The sequence below is a fragment of the Ectobacillus sp. OTK genome, assembly GCF_059698935.1.
On the sequence record NZ_AP048547.1, the window covers coordinates 1,896,301 to 1,918,124 of the forward strand.

Genomic DNA, 21,824 nt, shown 5'->3' on the forward strand with positions numbered 1-21,824 from the left:
TGGTTTATAGTGCGCGCGGTAAACTGGAATAAGCAAGAAGATGATTACAGCTTAATGTTTTGGAAGCAAAATATCGCCCAGTTTTGGACGGAGGAGGAAATTGCGGTTTCCTCCGATAAGAATACCTGGGTGCAGCTTTCCAAGGAAGAGCAAATTGCCTACAAGCGAGTGCTTGGAGGCTTGACATTGCTTGACACGAAGCAGGGCGGCGAGGGTATGCCGCTCATCCTCGTGCACGTAAACAACCTGCAGGCAAAAAGCGTGCTGGCGTTTATGGGCGCGATGGAGGAAGTACATGCAAAGTCATACAGCCATATTTTTACGACTTTGGCGACAGAGGAAGAAATTGATGGCATTTTCAAATGGGTAGACGAGCATCCGCTTCTTGAGAAAAAAGGAAGCCTGATTGCGTCTTACTACCGCCGTCTTTTGAAGCCGGAAGTAACAAATAAAGAGCTGTATATGGCGATGGTTGCGAGCGTGTTTTTGGAAAGCTATTTATTCTACAGCGGGTTCTTCTATCCGCTTTACCTGGCTGGTCAAGGTAAAATGACAGCAAGCGGTGAAATTATCAATCTCATTATCCGTTAACTTTTAGCGGCTTTCGGCAGTAATGTCGATCGAAAACCTTTCTAATTGCTGGGAACTCCTTAATCATGAATCTTTTCATCACAACATTGACGAGAAGATTCATAATAGTTACTCTTAATTTATTAGTAATAAGATTGGGAGTAGCTAGAAGAGGACAATCAGCAGCGAAGCCTTTATCTAGCGATAACATGTACGGAATTTATTATCTAAAAATCAATGGCAAGTACTATATCGGAAAAGATATTCAGGTAATAAATATGAAACGAATTAAAGAACATATGTGGATGTTGAGAAGTAATTCTCACTACAATAGGCATTTGCAAAGAGCTTACAACAAGTATAAAGATACTTTGGAGTACGGCATCCTAAAAGAACTCCAATGTTCGATGGAAGAGTTAGTCAATCTTGAAAAATTGTACATCGAGCAATATGATTCCTATAAGAATGGATACAACATGACAATAGGTGGGGAAGGATTAGGCGGGATCCGATTTACCAAAGAACAATTAGAAAAAAAGCGGCAAAATGTCTTAGGTGAAAAGAATCCACAAGCTAAACTGACTAACGAGCAATTTTTTGAAATCGTAGAGTTACTGAAGAATGGTAAAATAAATACAGAAATTGCTGAATTATATAGTCTCAACGCAGGATATGTATCTTTAATTCGACATAAAAGGCGATTCCAACATCTTTGGGAGAAAGTACAGGATTACACACCTATCAAATCAGAATCACAATTGAAAAAGAGAGGAGCAGTTACACTAGAAATGTTCCTTGATATTGTGGAAATGATAAGAAACGGTGAATCAAATGCAGCCATTGAAAGAAAACATGGGTTATCGGGCGGCACAGGCAGCCGCATTCGTCACCGCAAACTGTATAAACAGTGGTGGGAACGATATATAGATAAAGGAACGTTCAACGACCATCCCATAGGCGGTGAAATTCCGCAATAGGAGTAGGGCCAAGCGGTGGGTGAGAATCCCTTAAATCGAAATGGAAGGCTACCTGGAAGGGTAGGTGATATGGTCTCTTCTTACTGGTAACAGTAAGCTGCGAGAGCGGCATGGATGTAGCGAGTCCATGCGAAGATGAAGGATGAAAGTATTCACGGCGTGTTTGTCGGCTTGCTGGCACAGGAATTATACGCAAAGCTGTCCGAAGACGAGCAGCAGGAGACGAGAGCAGAAATGCTGCAGCTGCTGATTGATTTATATGAAAACGAACGAGCGTACACAGAAGAAATTTATACGCCAATCGGGCTTGTAGAGGAAGTAAACAAATTCGTTCGTTATAATGCGAATAAGGCATTAATGAATCTTGGTATGGATCCGTATTTTGAGGATGAGGAAATTAATCCGATTGTCTTGAACGGACTTCGTACTGATACGAAAAACCATGACTTTTTCTCCGTTAAAGGAAATGGTTACGTAAAAGCAACAAATGTTGAGAAGTTGACAGATGATGATTTTGTGTTTGATTTTTAAAAAACAGAGGGCTTGATTCCCTCTGTTTTTTTATTTACACTTTAAAAGGTATAAATTTCCATATAGAAGTGGATTCGATGTGGCAGGGGGTGCTATTCATAAATAACCATTGGAACAAAATCATCTATAAGCTATGGGCTCCAATCTACGATAAAATCTTTAATTCCGGTAAGTTTTTAGAAGCACGAAGGCAGATATTTAAAGAGATTTCCTTTAAGAAGGGAAGCAGCGTTTTGTTTGTAGGTGTAGGAACAGGAGCTGACTTAGAATTCATAGACACCTCAGCATTACATATAACAGCCATTGATTATTCAAAAGATATGCTCGAACAAGCAAGGTATAAATTTAGAGATTCAGCGATTACATTTATGGAAATGGATGCGCAGCATTTGCAGTTTGGCGATGGTACGTTTGATTACGTGATAGCGAGCTTAATTCTATCAGTCGTACCAGATTCTAACCAATGCTTAAAAGAGATGGAGCGGGTCTTAAAGAAACAAGGTCAAATTGTTATTTTTGATAAATTTGTTCCGAAAGATAAAGAGTTGTCAGCAGGCAAAAAGGTTTTGCGTCCGATTATCTCCTTGTTAGGTACAGATATTGGATTACGTTTTGAGGAACTGCTGGATCCGTATAAGCAATCTTTGATAGTAAAAGAGGATCGGCCAGTGATGTTAAAAGGGATGTACAGACAAATAGTGCTTGCCAAAGAATAGGGCTGCTAAAGCATTTGAACCTATTTAGAAATGAAAATAGAAGGCCTATGATAAGCCGCATGACCTATGCCGTAGACGGAATTTACAGCAGGAAATCCTGCAGGAGTGTGCTTGTGTTAAGCGGGCCTGCAGAGGAAAAATGAATGCAAAACGCAGCAGCAAAAATGAGCGTGCGATTTCTCTTTAGAAATCACACGCTCATTTTTTTATAGAAGATAGAAGCGGATATTTCATTTATACGTAAATTAATTTCCCTTAATAGAGGAAATGATATTACAGCGATGAATTTATCATGCTCAATTTGTGCGATGTTTCCATCTCTCTTTCACATCCCTACGGGAGCTTTATTAAATTATTCTTTAGGGGGGCAAATAAGTGTTCAAAAAAGGCTTTAAAAAGAAGATAGTGTCTTTTGCAGCCGTATCGTCTATTACTGTTAGTGGTTTGATTGGCGCTGGTGCTCTAGCAGCATCTGTGAAAGCAGAAAACAATCAAGATAACGGGAAGGTGAAAAACGTTATATTTATGATTCCCGACGGCTTTTCTGCCTCGTATGCAACAAGCTATCGTTGGTATAAAGGTAAGGAATCTCTTTTGGATTCAATGCTGGTCGGTATGCATCGGACGTATTCCGCAAGCTCAGGAGTAACGGATTCAGCAGCTGCTGCTACGGCAATGGCGACTGGCGTGAAAACAAATAACGGAATGATTAGCACTTCACCGGAAGGGAAGGAGCTGAAAACAATTCTTGAAGCAGCTGAAGCAAACGGAAAGGCATCCGGATTGGTCGCTACCGCCACTATTACACATGCAACTCCGGCTGCTTTTGCTTCGCATGTTGCTTTACGTATAAATGAAGCAACGATTGCACCGCAGCTGCTGAAAAATGGAGTAGACGTCATTCTAGGGGGCGGGAGAAGATATTTTCCTAACCGGCTTTTAAAGGAGGCACAAGAAAAAGGTTACCAATTCGTCAGTGATCGGGGGCAGCTGGCTGGTGCAGGAAACACGGACAAGCTAATCGGTTTATTTGCTGAAGGAGGCTTAGCATCAGAGCTAGATCGGGATACTACCCGCCAGCCCAGCCTGGCTGAGATGAGCGAAAAAGCCATTCAAGTTCTTAGGAAAGATAAGGATGGATTCTTCTTAATGATTGAAGGAAGTAAAATTGATTGGGCAGGACATGTTCATGATGCAGCTTGGGCAATGAAGGATGCTGAAGCATTCGAAGCAGCAGTGGCAAAGGTATTGGAATTTGCGAGAAAGGATAAAGATACTTTAGTTGTTGTCGCTGGCGACCATGATACAGGCGGCTTGTCTGTTGGCGGTTATGGCAAATACGCTGCAAATATTGAAGTACTTCGCAATGTAACTGCAACAGGCCGCTTTATGGCAGGCAAATTGAAGGCTGACCGCAGCAATCTAAAGGCGGTAGTGAAACAGTATGCCAATATTGACCTTACAAATGAGGAAGCCGCAAAAATTAAATTTGCCCCAAAGACTGATGTAGCAATTAATGAGGTGATTTCTGAACGTGCATTAGTCGGATGGACAACTTTTAAACATACTGGTGTGGATATTCCGGTATATGCATTTGGACCAGCATCTAATCGGTTTTACGGTTTACACAATAACACAGATCTTCCTCGATTCATGGCACAAGCGATGGAAATTCCCTTTAAACCAGAAACTAGGTGAAGCTTTTTAACGCGCAGCCTGACTAGCATGCTGCGCGTTTGTTGTTATTTCCTGCACTGCACTAGGACAGCCTGCCCTTGAAAGCTGCTAATATGTCCATCCTGCACCTCAATATGAAAATGCTTCCTCGTCTGTTCGTCTCCCTGCAGCATATACTGCTCCAGTTCTTCTTTCTCCTGCTGCGGCAGCCCCGCTTGGCTGCACCATTTCTCAAACTGAAATGTTTTTGAGAAAGTTGCAAGCTGCTGCACCGTAAATCCTGAACGCTCTAATAATGAAATCCACTCAGATTTCTTCCAAGCGCGGTAGTGGCTGTTATCACGCTTTTTCTCCACTGTATTGTAAAAGATATCCAGATCATCTTTCTCTGGAGCGATGTTATCGATTAGAAGAAACATCCCATTTTCCCGTAACACACGATAGCTCTCAGCCGCAAAAGCAGCAATGTCCGGAAAATGATGCGGTGCAATGCGGCAGGCGACAATGGAAAAGGAAGCATCGGGAAACGGCAGCTGCTCGGCATCGCCTTGCACAAAGGTAACGTTTGTATGCCCATTTCCGCGAATAAACGCTTCAGCTTCCTGCAGCATGTTTTCTGTTAAATCGAATGCGACAACCTGGCCCGCAAGCGGAGCAAAGCCGTTGGCGACATGACCGCCGCCTGTGGCGATATCGAGAACAGCATCTTCCTTCGTTGCCTCAGAGAGCGCAAGAAGGGCTGCCAAATCTTTTCCTTTTGCATGGATTTCGCTTGTTACATAATGAGCCGCATACTTGCCGAACTGCTCCTGTACCTGCTGTTTGTTATCCATTCGTACCATCCCCTTCCTTTGTTACTATCATATTACAAAAGGATTAATAAGGAAATTTCATTTTTGTGTGAAAACATCATAAGAAATTCTTATCTTTCCTTATAAACGTTCACAAAATATTGCCTGAAAAGTGTGATGTCCATCACAGATTCGGCCCAAAATAAAGGCGATTTTGGCGATTTTTCTACAACTCCCTCTGATTTATACTCTTTTACAATCCTCTTTGCTACAATGTACCCAAGATGAATGTTCAAAAATTCACAAAGGAAGAAGGATTTCAAAATGAGTAAACAACGTCTCGTTATGATCGGCAACGGAATGGCCGGTATCCGCTGTATCGAAGAAATTTTAAAACGAAATCCGGAGAAATTTGAAATTACGGTATTTGGTGATGAGCCATATCCTAACTATAACCGTATTGCTTTATCCAATGTGCTGCAGGGCAAAACAACACAAGATGAAATAGTGATGAATGACTGGAGCTGGTATGAAGAAAATAATATTACTTTATATACAAACGAGAAAGTGATCCATATTGATAAGGAAGCCAAACGTGTATGTACAGAGAATGATCGCACTGTCGAGTATGACAAGCTTCTCATCGCAACAGGATCCTCCGCATTCATTTTACCTGTACCGGGACACGAGCTTCCAGGTGTAACGGGCTTTCGGACAATTGATGACTGCAATATGATGATGGAAACTGCGAAGGAGTACAAAAAAGCGGTAGTCATCGGCGGAGGCTTGCTTGGGCTGGAAGCGGCGCGCGGACTGCTGAACATGGGAATGGAGGTAGAGGTTGTTCACCTTATGCCGCATTTGATGGAGCAGCAGCTCGATGCGCCGGCGGGAGCCCTGCTGAAAAAGGATCTAGAAGCGCAAGGCATGAAGTTTTTGATGGAAAAGCAAACAACTGAAATTATTGGTGAGCACCGCGTAGAAGGGATTCGCTTTAAAGACGGCTTTGAAACAACATGCAATTTAGTTGTCATGGCGGTTGGCATCCGTCCAAATGTACAGCTTGCAAGAGAAGCAGGATTAGATGTAAACCGAGGCATCGTTGTGAATGACTTTATGCAAACCTCTGATCCCTCTGTGTATGCAGTAGGGGAATGCGCGGAGCATAATGGAAATGTGTACGGCCTTGTAGCGCCTCTGTACGAGCAAGGCGCGGTGCTTGCGGAATATATATGCGGTCTTGCAGCAGAAGGCTATACAGGAAGCGTGTTGTCCACACAATTAAAGGTTTCAGGCTGCGATTTGTTCTCTGCCGGACAAATTAATGAAGATACAGAAACAAAGGCTGTGACAGCGCACGATGGCGTAGCAGGCACATACAAAAAGATTCTCGTTCGCGACAATAAAATTGTGGGAATCGTTTTATACGGTGATGTATCCGACAGCACTCGTTTGTTCCGTTTAATGAAGCAGGGAGCGGATATTAGCGAGTATACACATGCTTCTATTCTTCATAAAGGAGAAGAGAGTGAGGAAAACCTTGTCGCTTCCATGGGGCCTGAGGAAACGATTTGCGGCTGTAATGGTGTAACAAAAGGCGCGATTGTCCACGCTATTTTGGAACAGGATTTAAAAACCTTTGAAGAAGTAAAAGCATGCACAAAAGCAGGGGGATCATGCGGAAAATGTAAGCCGCTCGTTGTACAGGTGCTAGAGCATACGCTTGGCGGCGCAGTGCAGGAGGAGCACGCCGGTATTTGCGAATGTACAGCATTATCCCGCGATGAGCTGATGGAAGAAATTCGGACAAAGGGATTAAAAACGGCAAAAGAAGTGCGTTATGTACTGGGCTGGAAGAACGAAGAGGGATGTGCAAAATGCCGCCCTGCGTTAAACTATTATCTAGGTATACTTTGGCCGGAGGAATATGAGGATGAAAAGCAATCCCGTCTTGTAAATGAGCGGATGCATGCAAATATTCAAAAGGATGGAACGTATTCTGTTATCCCGCGTATGTACGGTGGTGTAACAGATGTACAGCAACTGAAAAAATTGGTAGAAGTGGCCGAGAAATATGAGGTTCCTTTAATTAAATTAACAGGCGGCCAGCGCATCGGCTTATACGGCATTAAGAAGGAAGATTTGCCGCATGTATGGAAGGATCTCGGTATGAAGTCCGGATACGCGTACGGCAAAACACTTCGCACAGTTAAAACTTGCGTTGGCGCAGCATTCTGCCGATTCGGCACCCAGGACTCGATGGCACTTGGCATTGCGCTTGAGAAGAAATTTGAGCGCATTGATACACCGCATAAAGTAAAAATGGGCGTATCTGCTTGTCCGCGCAGCTGCGTTGAGTCTGGCGTAAAAGACTTTGGTGTAATCGGCGTTGAAAATGGCTTCCAAATTTATATCGGCGGCAACGGCGGGACAGAGGTGAAGGAAGCGCAGCTGTTATGTACAGTGAAAACAGATGAGGAAGTGCTTCGCTTAGCTGCGGCATTCGTTCAATATTACCGGGAAACAGGCATCTATTTAGAACGTACAGCTCCTTGGTTAGAGCGTGTGGGCTTTGATCATGTCAAGGAAATGATGATGGATGAAGCAAAGGTAAATGAATTGAATGAACGCTTTGAAACAGCGATGACAAGATACCGCGAGCCATGGGAGAAAGTGCTGCAAAACCCTGATTTACGGGCAATGTACGAAGTAAAACGTGTATAAGTAACGAGAAGCCTATTGATAAAAGAGCGGGGAGGATGTCCTCTCCGCTAATGGAGAAGGAGAGGAAGAATATGGCCACAGCGATGCAAAAAAAAGTAAAGGTAATGAAGCTTGAGAATTTGCCGATGCAAATCGGCCAAGAGATAAACGTAGAGGGCCAATCGATTGCGCTATTTCGCTTAAGTAACGGAGATGTAAGGGCAGTGAGCAATGCATGTCCTCATAAAAATGGGCCATTAGCAGAAGGTATTGTATCAGGAGAATACGTGTTTTGTGCACTTCATAACTGGAAAATCTCCCTCGTTACCGGAGAGGTGCAAAAGCCGGATGAAGGCTGCGTACAAACATATGAAACAGAAGTAAAAGATGGGTACGTATATATTACAGTGTGAGGAGACTAACATGACAAGAGCTGTTGGAAAGGTGTATTTAGTAGGGGCGGGACCCGGAGATGCGAAGCTTATAACAGAAAAGGGGAAGGAATGTCTTCAAAAAGCGGATGTTATTTTATATGACCGCCTTGTCAGCCCGCGCCTGCTGGAGCACGCGAGCAGCAATTGTGAATTTGTATATTGCGGTAAATTGCCCAAACGGCATATTATGAGGCAGGAGCACATTAATCAGGCGCTCGTGCAGTATGCGCAGGAAGGAAAAACGGTCGTTCGCCTAAAAGGCGGCGACCCTTCTGTGTTTGGACGTGTCGGGGAAGAAGCAGCTGAGTTGGCAGCAGCGGGCATTTCCTATGAAATCGTTCCGGGTGTTACGTCAAGCATCGCGGCAGCTGCGTATGCAGGCATTCCCGTGACACACCGCGATTATAGCAATACTTTCACAATTGCAACAGGGCATTCTAAGGGCGAGCTTGAGCTCGATTTTGCAGCGCTCTCCAAAAGTAAAACATGCGCATTTTATATGGGAATTCAAAACCTGCCGTTTATTTGCAAGCAGCTCATTGCAAATGGGAGGGAGGAAAGCACGCCTGTTGCAGTGATTGAATGGGGAACGACCGGAAGGCAAAAGACAGCGACGGGTACACTGCAAACGATCGTGCAAGAGGTGCAGGAAAGTGAAATCTCCAATCCTGCAATGACCATTATCGGAGAAGCTGTGCAGCTTAGAGAGCAGCTTTCTTGGTTCGAGAGAAAGCCCTATTACAAAAAGCGCGTTCTCCTTGCAAAATCATCTGCACAGCCAAGCGATATTGCTGAGTATTTAGCGGAAAACGGGGCAGAGGTTTGGGAAATTCCGCATTTTAAGAAAGAAGTATTGCCGATCTCAAAAGAGGATCTAAAAGCAGCATTTCAGGCGGAGCGTCTTGTTTTTACCGCAAATGAAAGCGCAGAGCTGTTTATGGAAGCTGTGATGCGAACTGGATATGATGTACGTGACCTGCCGCGCCGTATAGAAGGTGTGTCAGAAAAATCGAGAACAGAGCTCTCTCGATTTGGAATTCAAGCGCAGGAAGCAATAAAGTCATCATATGATACCGTCTATATTGGGCGTGTCCTGTCTGACGCAGAGCGCGAAGTCCTGCTTGAAGCGTATGGCAGCGGCAGGGGGGTATATACGCATGAGGTTGAGCTGGATGTGCGCTTTCAGGAAGTCACAGAGCGGCTGTGGGCTGAGTTTCCATGGGATACAGTATTATTTCCAAACAAAGCGGCTATAGCAGCCTTTATGGAAGAAATGAGCCGTTTTGGCGCCAGTGAGGATGTACTGGCATTGCGCTATGCGTACTTAGGGGAAAGCACAGGGAGGGCTGCTCGTACATATGGCTTTACAAACATAGACGAGCACCTGCAGCATATGCTCTCATCACGGGAATGGAAGAATGGAAGAAAATTGTAGAAAAAGCCTGCGCAAGCTAGGCTTTTTTTGCATACCTCCTTCTTGCATATTAACCTCATCGTTCTATCGTACGCATAATTTTACACCATGAACTCAATTCCTTTATACAAAACTGGAAACCCTTGTATAATACAACTAGAGTAACTACATGTTTATACGGCTTGAAAATACATATAGAGATACTTTTTATTTTAACTGGAGGGGATTTATATGCAGCATACAAAAGAGAAATGGCAGTCCAGGGAGGGCTTTTGGAGCCTCGTAAAGGAGCTTGTTCACTACGGGAGTATTACGGGATCAGATCAGGAGGTACAGGTCGCGCATTATATTGCGGACGAGCTGCGCATGCTGCCTTATTTCAAGCAGCATCCAGACGATGTACAGCTTCACCCGACGGCGGACAACCGCCTTGTTGTCACAGCTCTTGTCAAAAAAGAGGGAGCGAGGCAGACTGTTATTTTACTGAATCATTTTGATGTAGTGAATATTGATGATTATGGCAGATGGAAGCATCTTGCTTTTCAACCGGATGAGCTCACAAAGCAATTTTATGAAAATAAACATCTGCTTCCGCCCGATGTGGTAAGGGACATGGAGAGTGGTGAATGGCTGTTTGGAAGAGGCACGATGGATATGAAGTGCGGAACAGCTGTTCAAATGATGATGCTAGAGCGTGCGGCGCAAGGAGCCTTTGACGGCAATGTGCTCATGCTCTCGGTTTGCGATGAAGAGGTAAACTCTGCAGGAATGATCTCAGCTGTACCTGTTTTGCTTCAATTAGCAAAGGAGCATGACTTATCATACACGGCATGCATCAATGCCGAGCCGATGTTTGCGCGTTATCCAGGAGACAACGCGAAATATATCTATACTGGATCGTTAGGAAAGGTACTGCCGGGCTTTTTTTGCTGCGGAAAAGAGTCCCATGTCGGAGAGCCGCTGGCAGGATTGAATGCTAACTTGATGGTATCGCATGTAACGTGCGAGCTGGAGCTAAATGTAGACTTTTGCGAACGCTCAGGGGAGGAAGTAACGCAGCCGCCGACAAGCCTGCAGCAATATGATTTAAAACAAGGCTACTCCGTGCAAACGCCGCATAAAGCATCTGCACTTTTTAATTTATTTTTAATGGAAAGGCCGCTTGAAGAGGTTATAGGTTTGCTGCTGCAAGCAGCCAAAGCGGCTGCAGCTAATATTGAACAGGCATATAAAACGCAAGCGGCAAGATTTGCAGCGCTGCAGCAGTCCGTTCCCTATGATATCCATATAGAGGTACTAACATTTCAAGAATTGCTTACATACGCTAAAGAGCACCACGGCATTAAAGCGATTGAACGTATTGAAAGCAGCGTGCTTCAAACGAGACAAGCAGAGGAGGATGAACGCGATATTGTCATTCGATTTGTAGATGAAATCACATCATTATGCAAGGAAAAAGGACCGATGATTGTATTGTTTTTTGCGCCTCCATACTATCCAGCCGTCAGCTCGCGGCACAGTAGGGCGGTTCAAGATGTTACACAGGATTTGATTGGTTATGCCTTAGAGAAGCATAACCTAGACTTGCAGCAGCTTGAATATTTTACTGGCTTATGCGATTTAAGCTACATCGGATCGCAGCCGCCGAGTGCTTCCATAGATGCACTTACCAGGAACATGCCGCTATGGGAGCGAGTTTATGCGCTGCCGCTTGACGATTTGCAGCAGCTGCAGGTTCCTGTGCTCAACATCGGGCCAGTCGGCAAGGATGCGCACAAATGGACAGAACGGCTGAATGTTGCCTATGCGGAGGGACTGCTTCCTCAGCTTATGCACCGTGCAATCGACAAGCTCCTGCAGCCAAAAGAATAACCAAACAAAAAAGAGACTGCATTAGTCTCTTTTTTGTTTGGTTAGTTAATAATGACTTCTACTTTAAAGTTTCCGCCCTTTTTTACATATTTAATATCGGCAACAGTCCGAACTTGATTGACAATTTCCACTTTTTCGCCAATGCGTGGAACAACGGGTACATTATCCCAAATGCCAAGCAAATCCGCCTCTTTTTCGTCCTTTTCATAAAACCAAATTTTCATATGTGTTCTCCTTTCGAAAACCTTGTTACATTTTTATTCATAATATAACATATTTATTCTAGGTTGTGTATATTCTAAATATTTTTTCTTTTATGCTTTTACTGGAAAAATATAATATACCTGCAAATTCCAGAAATCTTTCTTTTCTGATATCAAAACATTTGAGCTTGTATTATGATAGTATTAGGAAAGGTGCAAGGCAGAAAGGAGAGCTCAATGACAGTACAGATCGAGTGTGACATATGGGATGAGCTAAAGCTTTTATATAAAAAGGTTGCAGAATGGGAAAAGAAGATTGAGGAAAAGCTCGGACAATGTCCCTTTTGGGCTTGGCTAAAGCATTTCGTGTACGTGTCATTCATTATCGCTCCTGCGCTCATTCTTTTACTTACATTGGAACTCATTACCAAGTAAGAGTAATACTAGACAAGGAAAAGCTTTAGCCTAATTGGAACAGGGCTGGATAAAACGTTTGCGCGGAATGAAGTAAAAGAGCTTATATCTGAGACTCTTTTTGAGAGGTATACATAAAACAAAGGCATCGGTTCATTCGATGCCTTTGTTTTACAAGATAAGAAAGTATAAATTTTTTGGAGACACTGTCTAGCTCCCATAACCGTTTTTCTTATGTTTTAAAACAAAGTTATTGTACGCCGGGCTCAAATGAAATGGTTTCCCGTATGCCGTCCATTGTGACCTGTACCCCAAGCGGAATTCCTTCATTCGGTTTGCAGTGTCCGATTGGAAAGCCGCTTAAAATGGGGATATTATACGGCACGATATGATCATGTATAATCTCAGCAATTGTAAGCGAGCTGGCGCGTGTGTTTGGCGTGCAATTATGAAAATCTGAAATAACTATACCAGCGCATCGTTCGAACTTCCCTGCGAGCCGAAGCTGGTTGAACATCCGGTCGAGACGGTACGGTTCTTCTCCAACATCCTCCAATAAAAGAATCTTCCCGGTCGTATCAACTTCATATGGTGTACCAAGCAGGCTTGTCAAAACTGTTACGTTTCCGCCGATGATAGGTGCTGTCAACGAGTAAGAAAATGAGGGGTACGTACTTGTATCTGTTGCGTGAAGACGTATAACAGCGGGTGAAAAAAGCTGATGCAGAGAGGGAAACACATCTTCCGCTTCATCTCGCCCTCCCTCCTCCATCATTGGTCCATGAAACGTGACAAGCTGTGCACGTTGAATAAAGGCTGTATGGAGCGCTGTAATATCGCTATATCCCCAAAAGATTTTCGGGTTTTGCTGGATAATCGAAAAATCTAAGGACGGGAGAAAACGTGCACTCCCATAGCCGCCCCGGGCTGAAAATACAGCCTTGACCTGTGGATCACAAAATGCCTCATGTACATCTTGAAGCCTCATAGAATCAGTGCCGGCTAAATAACCGCGTTTTTTTTGTACGCTTTTTCCAATTCGAACCGAAAGACCAAGCTTCTCAAGTTTTATCGCCATGCGGTTTATTGAGCTCTCATCGGCCGGGCTGGCAGGGGCAATAATCATTACAGTATCACCACGTTGTAAAGCTGACGGCTTTCTCAAAAAACTCCCCCCTTAAAAGCTCTGTTGTAAATGAGAAAAAACTTTCTTTTACTTCACTCTATTCAAGCATTGTATATTTTTTACGGGAAAAATAATGAAGGAGAGTTGGATATAAACAAGAACGCTTGGCTTATGCCAAACGTTCTTGTTATTGCTGCTTACGATGAAACTCCGCTAATGCCTCGTCTACATACACCCAGCCCTTCCAGCCGATATGAAGGGTATCCTTTAGAAAGAATGGATTATATTCGTGACTTGATAAATCAGCGACAGGGAAGCCGGATTTTTCAATCACAGTACGTACCTTTTCATAATATGCTTGGCGACGTTCCTTTGGAAATCCAGCAAAGTCATACCAAGGGCCGTTAACTGGAATGGAGATAAATAAGGCTTTTGTTTTTTCTTGCTTCAGCAAGTCCAGAATCAATTGTAAATCGTCATATTCCGGGGAGTCAGTATAAGATTCAGTTGCCCTATAGCCTTTGAGTTTACCAATCTTATGTGCAATATGTTTACGATAGTAGCGGTCTTCAATCCAATATGGATTTGTTTTTGATTCTGCCGCTCCTGTTCGCTCTGCATGTTTATTTAGCTCGTTAAGAGGTAATGATTTCAAATTCCGATCTATCTTAGGACTGCGTGAATGTACTGCGAATAGAGACATAACAATATCTTTACGTTCTAGAATATTACGATATACATAGCCGAATGGCTTAGCAGCTGCTGCTTTCCATGCATGCTTTGTATCTTGATATACAATGCCTTCCAGCATCATTGTTAACAGCTTGTCATTTTTTACAATATCAAATGTAAGAAGGCGTTTTGCTGCCTTCTTCTTCAGTGCAGCTGAAAGCTTGTCATTAAAGACAAGCTCATACGCCTGTAAGGGAGAGTAGTTAGGTGCAAAATGCACCTCATCTAATCCCTCTTTTGTAAACCATTGTGGCGATAAAATGAATACAAGCTCACGGTTTTTCAAGTCATCACCCAGTGCAGCAAAGCTTAGAAAATGCACGAGGCTCTGTGTACCGCCGCGGCCAATTAGAAATGGCGTGAAGCCCTCTGGATTTACTTTAAAATAATTATACGGATGGTACACATCCAAGCGGGACAGCTCAGATGAACCATATATTGGTAAATATTTGTCATCCTCCAGCATTTGCTTTTGCAAAGCCAGTCCTTGAAATACATTTGTACTTAAGGAGGCAGCTGCATCTTCAACCTTTTTATCGCTTATAAGCGGGTATAGCCATTGTACGGGTATGAAGAGCATTGCGCAAAAAAGAGCGAATGCCAGGAAGATTGGACCAAAGCTTGGTTGCTTCATCGCATCTCCGCCAATTTATTGATAATCATATTCGGTGTTGCCCATTCATCACGGTCAAAATCAGAAATAGAGACTTCCATTCCAAGACGTTCTTGGATTTCAACTAATAAGGATACTGTACCGAACGAGTCTAAAATTCCTTCTTCAAATAGCTGTACATCCGGATTTTCTTTTACGATGTCATTTTGACATACCTCTTCTAAAATATCTAATACTTGCTCTCTCAAATCAGCCATGTTTCGTTCTCCTCTTCTATGATTTCATACATTATATTACCCCATCTCTGGCAAAAAGCAAGGCTATATAATACGGCCAGAGAAGATTAAAAAGCCGAAGCAAACAAGGTGGAACGTAATAATAACAGCCAGCACATGCGTAAGCGTATTATTTGGCCAAAATTTATGCTGTTTGTTTTTTCGTTCAAATATGTCAAACAGTATAAAAAGAAGCGCATGGTACAATCCGTAAATGATGTAATTCACATGCAAGCCATGCCAAATTCCCATGATGAAGAAGTTTAAGAAAAAACCGATGTTGGAAATTGTGTAGCGATTTTTTAAAAGCTTCTTTTTTGTCATAAAAAATACGAAGCGCATGTACACGTAATCACGGAACCAAAAGGATAGACTCATATGCCAGCGATTCCAGAAATCCTTAATATTCCGGCTGAGAAACGGTTTGTTAAAGTTTTCCGGTGTTTTGATTCCCATCATGTAGCTCACGCCGACCGCGAAGGCGCTGTAGCCCGCAAAATCAAAAAATAAATACAGGCTGTAGGCATACATATAAAGCAGGATAGAGGAAAACGTATCATGCTTCACAAGAGCTGACTGCAAAATGTACGTATGAATGAGAAAACCGATAATGAACTTATATAAAAAGCCTTGAAAAATACGGTTGATTCCCATGAAAAGCATACCTTTGTACTGCTCAGCCGTCGGCGGCTTTTCTATATCCTTTTGGAATCGGCGATACCGATCAATAGGCCCGGACGTAATCGTCGGAAAAAATAACAAAAATCTGAGAAAGTTCAGCACCGTAATTTCTTTGATTTGTCCATCCCGAATTTCCATTGTCATTTGCACAGCTTTAAATGTTAAGTAGGAAATGCCAAGAAACCCTACTGTACTCATCGGCTGCACGAACGGAATCACCTTCACAAGAACGAGGGGCAGAATAGACAATAGTACCGCCGCGTAAAATGTACTAGCCTTGTTATCTCGCTTTCTAAGCATCAGATAACCCTTTACAAGTGCTGCTTGCCAAATTGTAAATAAGACTAAGGTACCTGCCTGCACCGGCTTGTTCCCAAACACAATCGCCAAGATTACGACAGTTACGAACGAGTTATACGTATGCAGCGCTTTGCCTTTTAGCCCCGCAATGATCGTCGGTGCAAGCAAAATCGCCACGATGATAAAAAAGTAAAATGTTGCGTAAGGCGTCATTCTGTAACCTCACTCAGTAATTTTTTTCGATCAACCTTTCCATTTGCTGTCATCGGGATCGAATCCTGATACATAAACTTTCTTGGAATCATATAGCTTGGCAATACGGCGCTTAGCTCTTTTCGAATAGCGGATGTTAAGTGAAATTCTTTTTCAAACGAATGCTCAGCCGGAACAATCACAGCCAGCAGATAGTCATATTTCTCGCCTTTTTTAATCGGCAAAATAACAGCGTTTTGCACATATTGGCTTGAACGTAAATGATGCTCAATTTCCTCGAGCTCCATACGGTAGCCGTGCAGCTTAATTTGAAAATCTAAACGACCGTTATAAAACAATAGACCATCTTGCAAGTAGCCTGCATCTCCTGTTTTGTACGCGCGTTCGCCATCAATTATCGTAAATGCTTTTTCCGTTAGCTCCGGACTTCCTAAATAGCCTGTGCTTACGCTTGGACCGACGATCACGATTTCGCCCTTCTCACCGTCTGCAGCAAGTTCACCATCTTCCTTCTGAATGAGAATGCGGCAATCAGACTTACAATAGCCGACCGGAAGGGACTTATATTGCTCCAGCACGTTGTGATCGACGTGAATACCTGTAATCGCGACCGTTGCCTCAGTCGGACCATATGTATTCATAACGGCCGCTTTTGGGAAGCGTTCCATCAATTGGCGTGCCGCATTGTTTGACAGCACTTCGCCGCAGAATAAGAATGTTCGCACATTGGGAAGCATGTCCTCTGAGAAGGACGGCTCCATTAAACACATTTCTGCAAATGACGGCGTTGAAGTCCATACCTCAATACCAGATTTTGATAAAGAAGCGAATAAGTCCTTCGGTTTTGCGATCATATCTTTGTCGATTGCCCACAAGGTTCCGCCTGTGACGAGCGATGGATAGAGGTCCATGACAGATAAGTCGAAGGAGAATGGCGCTTGATTCAGGAATACTTGTCCTGTCTGCAAGCCGAAGTCCTCCAGCATCCACGCTACAAAGCTTTCAAGGCAGCTTGACGTAATTTGTACGCCCTTTGGATTCCCTGTACTTCCAGATGTATAAATAATGTAAAAATTATCTTCTCCCTTCACTGCGTTTGCTGGAGAAGGCGTTTCGTCTTTATATGTTTCAAACACATCGTATAACCAATTTCTTTCCACGACGCGAACTGGCAGGTTCTCCACTGCAACTGTTGTTGGGGAAAGCAGCAGCTTAGCTCCAGAATTTTCTGCAATGCGAAGCACGCGTTCTGCTGGAATAGATGCGTCAATGGGTATATAAGCATGTCCTGCTTTTACGCATGCCAAGAAACATGCAACCATTTCCGGCTGCATATGACCATATACCATAATTGGTGATGCATCTTGTTCGTATTCTCTCATAATCCACGCTGCGAGCGCATCAGAATATTGCTTTAATTGCCCGAAAGTTAGCTGCTCGTCTCTCCAGACAAATGCGAGTCGATCAGGTGCTTCGATACTCCACTTCTCAATTTGCTCTAATACATTCATTCTTTTCCCACCCTAAAATTCATTGTAAATAAACGTGCTCGTATTTGTATCCGTAAATCCATACAGCCATAAAAGGGCAATGAGGATCGCGAGGTAGTATAGTGTTCTAAGCACCCACTGCGCCGTTGGCTGGGACCACAATTCCTTTATTGCATTCATACTTGTCCCCCTTAATATTATCGCTTTTGGTACGTTTACCAATTTAAAAAATAAAAATTCCACCCAAATGGGTGAAAAAGTTGTGAACGGAACACTCTTCGTTTGTATAGTAGCATTAAAAGAAAGAAAAGGGAATCCATTCTTTTCACAAGAACTTTTCACCTGCTATGAGTAATTATACAAGGGAATTCAACAAAATTGTATATCACATTTTTGAATATATACAGCGTACGGCGAAAAAAGGTAAGATTGGAAAGAGGAATAGAGGAACAGGTATATTTTTGTAAATCCAGCATAAAAAAGCGTAACAGCTTCTTTTTACTGACCTATGAGCTGATGTTCAGCAATGATATATTTTTGCTTAGTGAATCATGGAAAGGAGTAAAGCTATGATACATCCGTGGATATCCGAAATTGTGAAAGAGAGGCTTATTGGCTGGCGCCGCTATTTACATCAACATCCAGAGCTTTCGTTTCAGGAGGAGCATACCGCACAATTTATATATGATACACTTCGCTCGTTTCAAACACTCACGGTTACAAGGCCGACCGGCAACAGCGTAATGGCTAGAGCCATTGGATCAAAGCCTGGCGTTACAATTGGCATTCGAGCTGATATGGATGCGCTGCCCATTCAGGAGGAAACCGGCGCGGATTACGCATCGTCTGTCCCGGGAGTGATGCACGCATGCGGACACGATGGACATACAGCCATTTTACTGGAAACAGCATATATCGTATCACAGCATATTGCGGAATTATGCGGGGAAATCCGTTTCTTCTTTCAACATGCGGAGGAGCAGTATCCAGGCGGAGCGGAGGAGATGGTGCAGGCGGGTGTGATGGATGGAGTGGATTACGTAATTGGACTGCATCTAATGTCAGGGCTGGAAACTGGAAACATCGGCATTGCTTATGGCCCGATGGCGGCTGCCCCAGACGTTTTTACGATTGAAATCCAAGGGAAGGGAGGACACGCTGCACGCCCTGAAGAAACAATCGATCCCCTTGCCATTGGAGCGCAAATTATTACAAATTTGCAGCATATTGTATCACGAGGCACAGGGGCCTTTGACCAGCGTGTACTGTCTGTGACACAATTTCATGCAGGAACAGCCGATAATATTATTCCTGATACGGCTTCTCTAATGGGAACAGTGCGCTGTTTCCGTGAGGAACTGCGCCGGGAAGCGGAGTTGAAAATCGAGCAAATTGTGAGAGGTCTTACAGCGGCACATGGAGCTTCTTATTCCTACCATTATCGATATGGTTACCGGCCAGTTGTAAACGAGGAATATGTAACGAAAGTTGCCGAGCAAAGCGCGATTGAGTTGTTCGGAAAAGAAGCGGTTGTTACCCTTTCTCCTTCTATGGGAGGAGAAGACTTTTCCGCATTTTTGCAAAAGGCGCCGGGCTGCTTTTTTAAAGTAGGTTCAGGAAATAAAGAAAAGGGGACAGCGTATCCGCATCACCATCCTAAATTTGATATAGATGAAGACGCGCTTAGTATAGGAGTAAAAATGTTTCTTCAGACGGCTATGCTGCTGCAAAAAGGAGGAAGTCCGACTGCTTAGGGGGTCGGGCTTTTTTTTGTTGGATTAAAATTGGATTCCATTTAGAAATAAATGTAATGAAAATGGTTTAAATTTCTTAATTATTGTGTTACACTTTCGGAAAATAAGGAAAATATTTTATTTTTTATATTTTCCTATTGGGGTGATTTTTTGAAAGAACGTATCTTAGAATGGGCACAAAAAGAAATACAAAGAAAAGGGATGCGCTTTACTATAGGTGATTTAACCCGACAGCTAGGGATCAGCAGCAAAACCTTTTATGAGCACTATCCATCAAAAGACAAACTCATCGAAGAGCTGCTAAACAGAGCAATTGAGGATTTACAAAGACAGGAGAAGGACATTCTTTCTGATAAAATGTTAACCATACAGGAAAAACTTGAAAAATGCCTTGTTCTGCTGCCAACTGAGTTTCAATTTGCTCAATTCCACCTCTTAGAAGAGATTCAACGTTATTATCCAGAAGAGTGGAAGAGGCTTGATCAATTCATTAATGAACAATGGGAAGGAGTTTTGCTTCTTATTGACGAGGGGGTCTCTAACGGAATATTTCTATCCTTTAACACTAAAGTCTTTATTGATTTATACATTGGGGGACTTTATCGGCTAATGGAGGAATCATCCAAAAATAGGGGAGAAATGACTCTTTCAAATACACTGCAAGAGATGGTGAACATTCTTGTCCATGGCATCCTTAATGAGGAGGAATGTTGAAGCATGCATTGGATGTTATTAATCTTGGCGATTCTGGCTGAAGTTGCTGGAACGACATCCATGAAATTGTCTAATGGATTTAGCAAAATTGTCCCTTCTATACTTGTCTTTGTGTTTTATGTATTGAGCTTATCTCTCTTGAACTTCGCTTTAAAGGGCCTGGGAGTTGGAATCGCTTATGCTATTTGGTCTGGTGTTGGAACAGCCTTAATTGTCATTATTGGCGTTTTTTATTTCTCAGAGCAGATCACATTTCTTAAAATGATTTCCATTGTCCTTATAGTACTAGGTGTCATAGGACTCCAACTTGGGGAGCAACAATCACAACATCAACAGCCAATGCTAAAAAATGAGGAGCAAAAAGAACAATTGTAACCATATAGCTTTTATAAAAATATACAAGGGGGACCTTAGTTTGAGCAGAAGCCTGAAGGTACTTTTTTTAGTCACGGATATAGGTTTTATTTTTTACTGGACGATAACCTTTTTTGAATGGATCCCAAAGGAATACTTATATCAAAACTATCGAGATCAGTTACTAGTCACTTGGAATTGGTCATTTTTCCCCCTCGATATTCTAATCTCTATAACGGGCATCTTAACAATCTATTTTAATAAAATTCAAAACAATAGGTGGAGACAGTTAGCATTACTATCTCTCACCTTAACCTTTTGTTCCGGACTTCAAGCTATCGTATTTTGGACAATAAAACTTGATTTTGATCTAGTCTGGTGGATTCCTAATCTTTATCTTTTGCTTTATCCATTGTTTTTTATAAAATCGTTCTTACATGCCAGGCCACGAGTACTTTCATAGTCCATTACTGCAAAAAACAGCGATATGAATGAGGTACGCCCGCTTTCGGATGTTCTGTCGACTGGAAGCCCTTATAAGGGGTGCTTTCCTTTTTCTTGGCATATATCATCCTCATTTTGTCGGAAGGGATTTTGGTTTGGAATGCCTCAAGCCTGATTGCAATAGATGGAGGAGATTTAATATGTTAAACATTGCGCCAGCAGCCAGCCGACGGATAAAGATAAAAGCAGCAGCATTATGCCGACGGCTCGGTTATCCTCTTCTACTGCCTGCTGAATGCTAAAACGAATGGTTACAAGCTCGGCTAAGTAGAAGCATACAATTTGAGCTACAATGCCGATGCATCCCCAAAGAAGCATATCTGTAATGGAAACGGAGTTGGAAATCGCTGATCCGAGAACAAAAGAAAGTCCGAGCAGTTTTCCGCCAATAGACATTGCAGCTGCTTGATTTCCTTTTCCAATTAAATGAAACTCCTTTGTTTTTGTAGTAACCTCAAACAAAAGCAGCCCAATAAGCAACAAAACCAATCCTGCTCCCGCATACATAAGAAAATTGACAAACAAATTCATAGAGACACCTCTTTCCTTTATATAGCACTATGCTTATTATATAGGAATCTGTGCAATTTTTTCATAAAAATGGATAAATCTAAAAAACTTACATTTATATATGCTTGTGCTATATTTGTTGCCGCTGCACATACTCATGTGTTTTAAGAAAATAAAATCTGCAGAATAGAAAAGATTGTATAAATAGGCTTGTACAGATTATGGGAATAGTATATAATCAATTTGAAATAAGTTA

21 protein-coding genes and 2 pseudogenes are annotated in these 21,824 nt (G+C 42.7%); 14 read left to right on the forward strand and 9 right to left on the reverse strand.

Annotated features, from left to right (window positions below; translation table 11 throughout):
• Positions 1-9: 9 nt before the first annotated feature.
• The 5 genes and pseudogenes from AC6HZ4_RS09245 to AC6HZ4_RS09265 form a co-directional block, all read left to right on the forward strand.
• Positions 10-588, forward strand: a pseudogene (locus AC6HZ4_RS09245) (ribonucleotide-diphosphate reductase subunit beta); the annotation flags it as partial.
• A gap of 68 nt (positions 589-656) precedes the next feature.
• Positions 657-1,547 carry a GIY-YIG nuclease family protein gene (locus AC6HZ4_RS09250; RefSeq protein ID WP_497494688.1) on the forward strand — a complete coding sequence of 297 codons (891 nt, stop codon included), beginning with the start codon at positions 657-659 and terminating at the stop codon, positions 1,545-1,547.
• 135 nt (positions 1,548-1,682) lie between these two features.
• A pseudogene (locus tag AC6HZ4_RS09255) lies at positions 1,683-2,078 on the forward strand (ribonucleotide-diphosphate reductase subunit beta); the annotation flags it as partial.
• A 98-nt stretch (positions 2,079-2,176) separates the two neighbouring features.
• Positions 2,177-2,794, forward strand: coding sequence for a class I SAM-dependent methyltransferase (locus tag AC6HZ4_RS09260; RefSeq protein WP_497495656.1), 618 nt, complete (start codon positions 2,177-2,179; stop codon positions 2,792-2,794).
• A 375-nt stretch (positions 2,795-3,169) separates the two neighbouring features.
• On the forward strand, positions 3,170-4,492 hold the full coding sequence (locus AC6HZ4_RS09265; protein WP_497494690.1) for an alkaline phosphatase: 1,323 nt from the start codon (positions 3,170-3,172) through the stop codon (positions 4,490-4,492).
• A 44-nt stretch (positions 4,493-4,536) separates the two neighbouring features.
• On the opposite strand, the gene AC6HZ4_RS09270 is transcribed toward AC6HZ4_RS09265, so the two are convergent.
• The gene (locus tag AC6HZ4_RS09270) at positions 4,537-5,304 is read right to left on the reverse strand and encodes a class I SAM-dependent methyltransferase (protein WP_497494691.1); all 768 of its coding nucleotides are present in this window, start codon (positions 5,302-5,304) and stop codon (positions 4,537-4,539) included.
• A gap of 282 nt (positions 5,305-5,586) precedes the next feature.
• Between AC6HZ4_RS09270 and nirB the strand changes: the two genes are divergently transcribed.
• The 4 genes from nirB (at position 5,587) to AC6HZ4_RS09290 (ending at position 11,685) form a co-directional block, all read left to right on the forward strand.
• Complete coding sequence (gene nirB, locus AC6HZ4_RS09275; RefSeq protein WP_497494692.1) at positions 5,587-7,986, forward strand: nitrite reductase large subunit NirB; 2,400 nt, start codon at positions 5,587-5,589, stop codon at positions 7,984-7,986.
• Positions 7,987-8,057: 71 nt separating this feature from the next.
• Entirely contained in the window at positions 8,058-8,378 is a 321-nt protein-coding gene (gene nirD / locus AC6HZ4_RS09280; RefSeq protein ID WP_497494693.1) for a nitrite reductase small subunit NirD, read from the forward strand.
• A gap of 10 nt (positions 8,379-8,388) precedes the next feature.
• On the forward strand, positions 8,389-9,834 hold the full coding sequence (cobA, locus tag AC6HZ4_RS09285; RefSeq protein ID WP_497494694.1) for a uroporphyrinogen-III C-methyltransferase: 1,446 nt from the start codon (positions 8,389-8,391) through the stop codon (positions 9,832-9,834).
• Positions 9,835-10,044: 210 nt separating this feature from the next.
• Entirely contained in the window at positions 10,045-11,685 is a 1,641-nt protein-coding gene (locus AC6HZ4_RS09290) for a M20/M25/M40 family metallo-hydrolase (RefSeq protein WP_497494695.1), read from the forward strand.
• 41 nt (positions 11,686-11,726) lie between these two features.
• On the opposite strand, the gene AC6HZ4_RS09295 is transcribed toward AC6HZ4_RS09290, so the two are convergent.
• Positions 11,727-11,909: a DUF3913 family protein gene (locus AC6HZ4_RS09295; protein ID WP_497494696.1), complete on the reverse strand. Its 183-nt coding sequence runs from the start codon at positions 11,907-11,909 to the stop codon at positions 11,727-11,729.
• Positions 11,910-12,125: 216 nt separating this feature from the next.
• Here AC6HZ4_RS09295 and AC6HZ4_RS09300 point away from each other — a divergent pair, with 216 nt between their 5' ends.
• Positions 12,126-12,323, forward strand: coding sequence for a hypothetical protein (locus AC6HZ4_RS09300; protein WP_497494697.1), 198 nt, complete (start codon positions 12,126-12,128; stop codon positions 12,321-12,323).
• 229 nt (positions 12,324-12,552) lie between these two features.
• On the opposite strand, the gene AC6HZ4_RS09305 is transcribed toward AC6HZ4_RS09300, so the two are convergent.
• The 6 genes from AC6HZ4_RS09305 to AC6HZ4_RS09330 form a co-directional block, all read right to left on the reverse strand.
• Positions 12,553-13,428 carry a S66 peptidase family protein gene (locus AC6HZ4_RS09305; protein WP_497495657.1) on the reverse strand — a complete coding sequence of 292 codons (876 nt, stop codon included), beginning with the start codon at positions 13,426-13,428 and terminating at the stop codon, positions 12,553-12,555.
• A gap of 187 nt (positions 13,429-13,615) precedes the next feature.
• On the reverse strand, positions 13,616-14,794 hold the full coding sequence (gene dltD / locus AC6HZ4_RS09310) for a D-alanyl-lipoteichoic acid biosynthesis protein DltD (RefSeq protein WP_497494699.1): 1,179 nt from the start codon (positions 14,792-14,794) through the stop codon (positions 13,616-13,618).
• Positions 14,791-15,030 (reverse strand): D-alanine--poly(phosphoribitol) ligase subunit DltC, encoded by a 240-nt coding sequence (gene dltC / locus AC6HZ4_RS09315; protein WP_497494700.1) that lies wholly within the window; start codon positions 15,028-15,030, stop codon positions 14,791-14,793. Before dltC ends, dltD begins: the two co-directional genes overlap by 4 nt.
• A 63-nt stretch (positions 15,031-15,093) precedes the next feature.
• Positions 15,094-16,242 (reverse strand): D-alanyl-lipoteichoic acid biosynthesis protein DltB, encoded by a 1,149-nt coding sequence (gene dltB, locus AC6HZ4_RS09320; protein WP_497494701.1) that lies wholly within the window; start codon positions 16,240-16,242, stop codon positions 15,094-15,096.
• Entirely contained in the window at positions 16,239-17,753 is a 1,515-nt protein-coding gene (gene dltA, locus AC6HZ4_RS09325; protein ID WP_497494702.1) for a D-alanine--poly(phosphoribitol) ligase subunit DltA, read from the reverse strand. The genes dltB and dltA overlap by 4 nt, the downstream gene beginning before the upstream one ends.
• Positions 17,754-17,765: 12 nt before the next feature.
• Entirely contained in the window at positions 17,766-17,912 is a 147-nt protein-coding gene (locus AC6HZ4_RS09330) for a teichoic acid D-Ala incorporation-associated protein DltX (RefSeq protein WP_497494703.1), read from the reverse strand.
• 389 nt (positions 17,913-18,301) lie between these two features.
• Between AC6HZ4_RS09330 and AC6HZ4_RS09335 the strand changes: the two genes are divergently transcribed.
• From AC6HZ4_RS09335 to AC6HZ4_RS09350, 4 genes are all read left to right on the forward strand, one after another.
• Positions 18,302-19,486 (forward strand): amidohydrolase, encoded by a 1,185-nt coding sequence (locus AC6HZ4_RS09335; protein WP_497494705.1) that lies wholly within the window; start codon positions 18,302-18,304, stop codon positions 19,484-19,486.
• A 150-nt stretch (positions 19,487-19,636) separates the two neighbouring features.
• On the forward strand, positions 19,637-20,200 hold the full coding sequence (locus tag AC6HZ4_RS09340) for a TetR/AcrR family transcriptional regulator (protein WP_497494706.1): 564 nt from the start codon (positions 19,637-19,639) through the stop codon (positions 20,198-20,200).
• Positions 20,201-20,203: 3 nt separating this feature from the next.
• Complete coding sequence (locus tag AC6HZ4_RS09345) at positions 20,204-20,575, forward strand: DMT family transporter (RefSeq protein WP_497494707.1); 372 nt, start codon at positions 20,204-20,206, stop codon at positions 20,573-20,575.
• 40 nt (positions 20,576-20,615) lie between these two features.
• Positions 20,616-21,017 carry a DUF5360 family protein gene (locus AC6HZ4_RS09350; RefSeq protein ID WP_497494709.1) on the forward strand — a complete coding sequence of 134 codons (402 nt, stop codon included), beginning with the start codon at positions 20,616-20,618 and terminating at the stop codon, positions 21,015-21,017.
• 176 nt (positions 21,018-21,193) lie between these two features.
• On the opposite strand, the gene AC6HZ4_RS09355 is transcribed toward AC6HZ4_RS09350, so the two are convergent.
• Complete coding sequence (locus tag AC6HZ4_RS09355) at positions 21,194-21,589, reverse strand: DUF350 domain-containing protein (protein WP_497494710.1); 396 nt, start codon at positions 21,587-21,589, stop codon at positions 21,194-21,196.
• Positions 21,590-21,824 lie beyond the last annotated feature (235 nt).

Excerpts from the sequence above, each read along its gene's own strand:
- AC6HZ4_RS09250 (WP_497494688.1), top strand. The coding sequence starts at position 657 with ATGAATCTTTTCATCACAACATTGACGAGAAGATTCATAATAGTTACT.
- AC6HZ4_RS09270 (WP_497494691.1), bottom strand. The coding sequence starts at position 5,304 with ATGGATAACAAACAGCAGGTACAGGAGCAGTTCGGCAAGTATGCGGCT.
- nirB (WP_497494692.1), top strand. The coding sequence starts at position 5,587 with ATGAGTAAACAACGTCTCGTTATGATCGGCAACGGAATGGCCGGTATC.
- nirD (WP_497494693.1), top strand. The coding sequence starts at position 8,058 with ATGGCCACAGCGATGCAAAAAAAAGTAAAGGTAATGAAGCTTGAGAAT.
- cobA (WP_497494694.1), top strand. The coding sequence starts at position 8,389 with ATGACAAGAGCTGTTGGAAAGGTGTATTTAGTAGGGGCGGGACCCGGA.
- AC6HZ4_RS09290 (WP_497494695.1), top strand. The coding sequence starts at position 10,045 with ATGCAGCATACAAAAGAGAAATGGCAGTCCAGGGAGGGCTTTTGGAGC.
- AC6HZ4_RS09295 (WP_497494696.1), bottom strand. The coding sequence starts at position 11,909 with ATGAAAATTTGGTTTTATGAAAAGGACGAAAAAGAGGCGGATTTGCTT.
- AC6HZ4_RS09300 (WP_497494697.1), top strand. The coding sequence starts at position 12,126 with ATGACAGTACAGATCGAGTGTGACATATGGGATGAGCTAAAGCTTTTA.
- AC6HZ4_RS09305 (WP_497495657.1), bottom strand. The coding sequence starts at position 13,428 with ATGATTATTGCCCCTGCCAGCCCGGCCGATGAGAGCTCAATAAACCGC.
- dltD (WP_497494699.1), bottom strand. The coding sequence starts at position 14,794 with ATGAAGCAACCAAGCTTTGGTCCAATCTTCCTGGCATTCGCTCTTTTT.
- dltC (WP_497494700.1), bottom strand. The coding sequence starts at position 15,030 with ATGGCTGATTTGAGAGAGCAAGTATTAGATATTTTAGAAGAGGTATGT.
- dltB (WP_497494701.1), bottom strand. The coding sequence starts at position 16,242 with ATGACGCCTTACGCAACATTTTACTTTTTTATCATCGTGGCGATTTTG.
- dltA (WP_497494702.1), bottom strand. The coding sequence starts at position 17,753 with ATGAATGTATTAGAGCAAATTGAGAAGTGGAGTATCGAAGCACCTGAT.
- AC6HZ4_RS09330 (WP_497494703.1), bottom strand. The coding sequence starts at position 17,912 with ATGAATGCAATAAAGGAATTGTGGTCCCAGCCAACGGCGCAGTGGGTG.
- AC6HZ4_RS09335 (WP_497494705.1), top strand. The coding sequence starts at position 18,302 with ATGATACATCCGTGGATATCCGAAATTGTGAAAGAGAGGCTTATTGGC.
- AC6HZ4_RS09345 (WP_497494707.1), top strand. The coding sequence starts at position 20,204 with ATGCATTGGATGTTATTAATCTTGGCGATTCTGGCTGAAGTTGCTGGA.
- AC6HZ4_RS09355 (WP_497494710.1), bottom strand. The coding sequence starts at position 21,589 with ATGAATTTGTTTGTCAATTTTCTTATGTATGCGGGAGCAGGATTGGTT.